Genomic DNA, 3,619 nt, shown 5'->3' on the forward strand with positions numbered 1-3,619 from the left:
TGGGTCACGCCCTCTGCCGCCGATTCGGCTGGTCAGCGCCCCCGGCGTCCGGGCCGCCAGCCCCGACGGCACCGACCAGCGGACTCGCCAGGCTGCACGGTTGCTCCTGCCTGCCGGAGTTCGGGCCCGACAGGCGGCGAACCGGAGGGACCCACCCCGAGTGGGCCCGTGAACTCTCGTCCACATCTGGAGGACTCCATGAAACGTGGCACTGTCCGGCGTCGAGCGTCGGGGCCGGTCGCGGCCCTGGCCACGCTGGTCCTGATCAGCAGCGGCACAGTCGGGACGCCCCAGGCGTCCGCGGCGGCCGCCGGCTGCCAGGTCACCTACACGGTCAGTTCACAGTGGCCCGGCGGCTTCGGCGCTGGCGTCACCATCACCAACCTGGGCGACCCGGTCACCAGTTGGCGGCTCACCTGGAGCTTCGACGCCGGCCAGACCGTCACCCAGCTCTGGAACGGCTCCTACACCCAGTCGGGCGCCCAGGTCGCCGTCACCAACGTGTCCTACAACGGCAGCATCCCCACCGGAGGCAGCACCTCGTTCGGCTTCAACGGCGCGGCGACCGGCAGCAACCCGGCCCCCACCACGTTCACGCTGAACGGCACGACCTGCACCGGCGGCGTCACCCCGACCACACCGCCACCCACCACACCGCCGCCGACCACCCCTCCGCCCACCACGCCCCCACCCACCACGCCGCCGCCGGGCACCCGCCTGCCCTGCGACCTCTACGCCGCCGGCAACACGCCCTGCGTGGCCGCGCACAGCACCACCCGGGCCCTGTACGCCGCGTACACCGGCAACCTCTACCAGGTCCGCCGCGCCTCGGACAACACCACCCGCAACATCACCCCACTGACCGCCGGCGGAGTCGCCAACGCCGCCGCCCAGGACACCTTCTGCGCCAACACCACCTGCCTGATCACCATCATCTACGACCAGAGCGGCCGCGGTAACCACCTCACCCAGGCGCCTCCCGGCGGTTTCCCCGGCCCCGCCCCCGGCGGATACGACAACCTCGCCAACGCCACCGCCGCCCCCACCACGCTCAACGGCCAGAAGGCGTACGGGGTGTTCGTCGCCCCCGGCACCGGCTACCGGAACAACACCACCAACGGCATCGCCAAGGGCGACCAACCCGAGGGGATGTACGCCATCCTCGACGGCACCCACTACAACGGCGGCTGCTGCTTCGACTACGGCAACGCCGAGACCAACAGCCGGGACAACGGCAACGGCACCATGGAGGCCATCTACTTCGGCAACAACAAGGTCTGGGGCTACGGCGCCGGCAACGGCCCGTGGATCATGGCCGACCTCGAGAACGGCCTCTTCTCCGGGGTCAACCAGAAGTACAACGCCAACGACCCCAGCATCAGCCACCGCTACCTCACCGCCATCATCAAGGGCGAGCCCAACCACTGGGCCATCCGTGGCGGCAACGCCCAGTCCGGCAGCCTGTCGACCTTCTACAACGGCGCACGCCCCAACGTGGCGGGCTACAACCCGATGAAAAAGGAAGGCGCGATCATCCTCGGTATCGGCGGTGACAACAGCCACGGCGCGGCCGGCACCTTCTACGAGGGCGTGATGACCGCCGGCTACCCCACCGACGCCACCGAGAACGCCGTCCAGGCGAACATCGTCGCCGCCGGCTACCGGTGACACCTTCTGCGGCAGGTCATCCCACCACCGTCCGGGCAGGAGACCGTCCAATGTCCTCGTCCTCGCTTCGACTGACCCGCCGCGGCCTGCTCGTCGCGGGCGGCGCCACCGGCGTCGCCGCCGCCACCGGCCTGCTCGGCGTCCGCAACGCCCTGGCCACGGCAGGGCCGCAGAGCTACACGCCCACCTGGGCCTCGGTCGACCAGCACCCACCGGCCGCCGAGTGGTTCCAGGACGGCAAGTTCGGCATCTACTACCACTGGGGGGCGTTCACCGTTCCCGCGTTCGGCAACGAGTGGTACCCGCGCAACATGTACAACAACGGCTCGTACGAGAACAACCATCACAAGAGCGCGTACGGCGATCCGGCGGCCTGGCCGTACCACAACTTCATCAACGGGGCCCGCGACAAGGCGGGCAACTGGGTGCAGTTCGCGCCGAAGCTCAGATCCGCCGGCGGCAACTGGGACCCCAACGAGTGGGCCCAGTTGTTCGTCGACGCCGGGGCGAAGTTCGCCGGCCCGGTGGCCGAGCACCACGACGGCTACTCGATGTGGAACAGCAGGGTCAACGAGTGGAACTCCGTGGCGACCGGCCCGAAGCTGGACCTGCTGCGGCTGCACGCCGACGCCATCCGCGCCAAGGGTCTCAAGCTGTTCGTCTCGCTGCACCACCAGTGGAACTTCGGCGGCTACTACCAGTACGTGCCGCAGCAGTCCAGCACCACCCTGCGCAAACTCTACGGTCAGCTCGACAACGCCACCGAGCAGCAGCTGTGGACCGACAAACTGCGGGAGGTCATCGACGGCTACCAGCCCGATCTCATCTGGCAGGACCTCTACCTGGGCCGGATCGACGAGGCCCGGCGACTGGACTTCCTGGCGTACTACTACAACAACGCTGTCACGTGGAACCGGGACGTGGTGGCCACCTACAAGGACGGGTTCAACAACCGCGGTGAGGTCTACGACTTCGAACGGGGCGGCCCGGCGGGCATCCAGTCCCCGTACTGGCTCACCGACGACAGCGTCTCCAGCAGCAGTTGGTGCTACACCCAGGGCATCGGCTACTACTCGACCACCGCCCTGCTGCACGCGTTGATCGACCGGGTCAGCAAGAACGGCACCATGGTCCTCAACGTCGCGCCGACGGCCGACGGTGTCATCCCCTCCGGGCAGCAGACGATCCTGCGGGGCATCGGCGACCACCTCAGGCGGTTCGGCGAGTCGATCTACGGCACCCGGGCCTGGTCCGTCCACGGCGAGGGACCCACCCAGATGGGCGGTGGGTCCTTCGTCACCCCACGCGCGGGCACCAACCGGGACATCCGGTTCACCCGCGACAAGAACAACACCGTCCTGTACGCGACGGTGCTGGGTTGGCCGGGCAGCACCCTGACCATCTCGACGATGACGTCGAGCCGGGTGAACCTGGGCAACCTGACCGGCGTGCAGCTGCTCGGCTCCACCGCCGGCACGTACGTCAACCTGCCCCGGCCCACCCAGGACGGGTCCGGCCTGCACGTCGCCATGCCCTCGGCGAGCGCTCCGTACAACGCACTCGCGTACGTGGTCAAGCTAACCTTCGTCGGCGCGACCCCCACCGCGACGCCGACCCCGACGCCGACCGGCACCACCGCGCCGCCGGCCGGCCAGGCAACGGCGAAGTACACCATCACCAACTCCTGGGCCGGTGGCTTCCAGGCCGACGTCACCGTCACCGCCGGCGCCACGCCGGTCAACGGGTGGAAGGTCTCCTGGAGCTTTCCCAACGGCCAGGCGATCACCCAGATCTGGAACGGCAGCCACACCCAGAGCGGGGCGAACGTGACGGTCGCCAACGTCGCCTACAACGGCACGCTCGCCGCAGGCGCCTCCACCACGTTCGGCTTCACCGCGACGTGGAACGGCACCAACAACCCGCCGGCCAGCATCACCTGCACCACCAGCTA

The 3,619-nt window shown here is 69.1% G+C and carries 2 protein-coding genes; both read left to right on the top strand.

The window, feature by feature from the left end; genetic code table 11:
- The first annotated feature begins 198 nt into the window (after positions 1–198).
- On the top strand, positions 199–1,668 hold the full coding sequence (locus H1A17_RS33685) for an arabinofuranosidase catalytic domain-containing protein (protein ID WP_194823779.1): 1,470 nt from the start codon (positions 199–201) through the stop codon (positions 1,666–1,668).
- A gap of 50 nt (positions 1,669–1,718) precedes the next feature.
- Positions 1,719–3,619, top strand: a 1,901-nt coding sequence (locus H1A17_RS33690) for an alpha-L-fucosidase (RefSeq protein WP_194823780.1), incomplete at its 3' end; no start/stop codon positions are given.

This window comes from Micromonospora sp. S-DT3-3-22 (genome assembly GCF_015354745.1).
Lineage (GTDB): Bacteria > Actinomycetota > Actinomycetes > Mycobacteriales > Micromonosporaceae > Micromonospora > Micromonospora wenchangensis.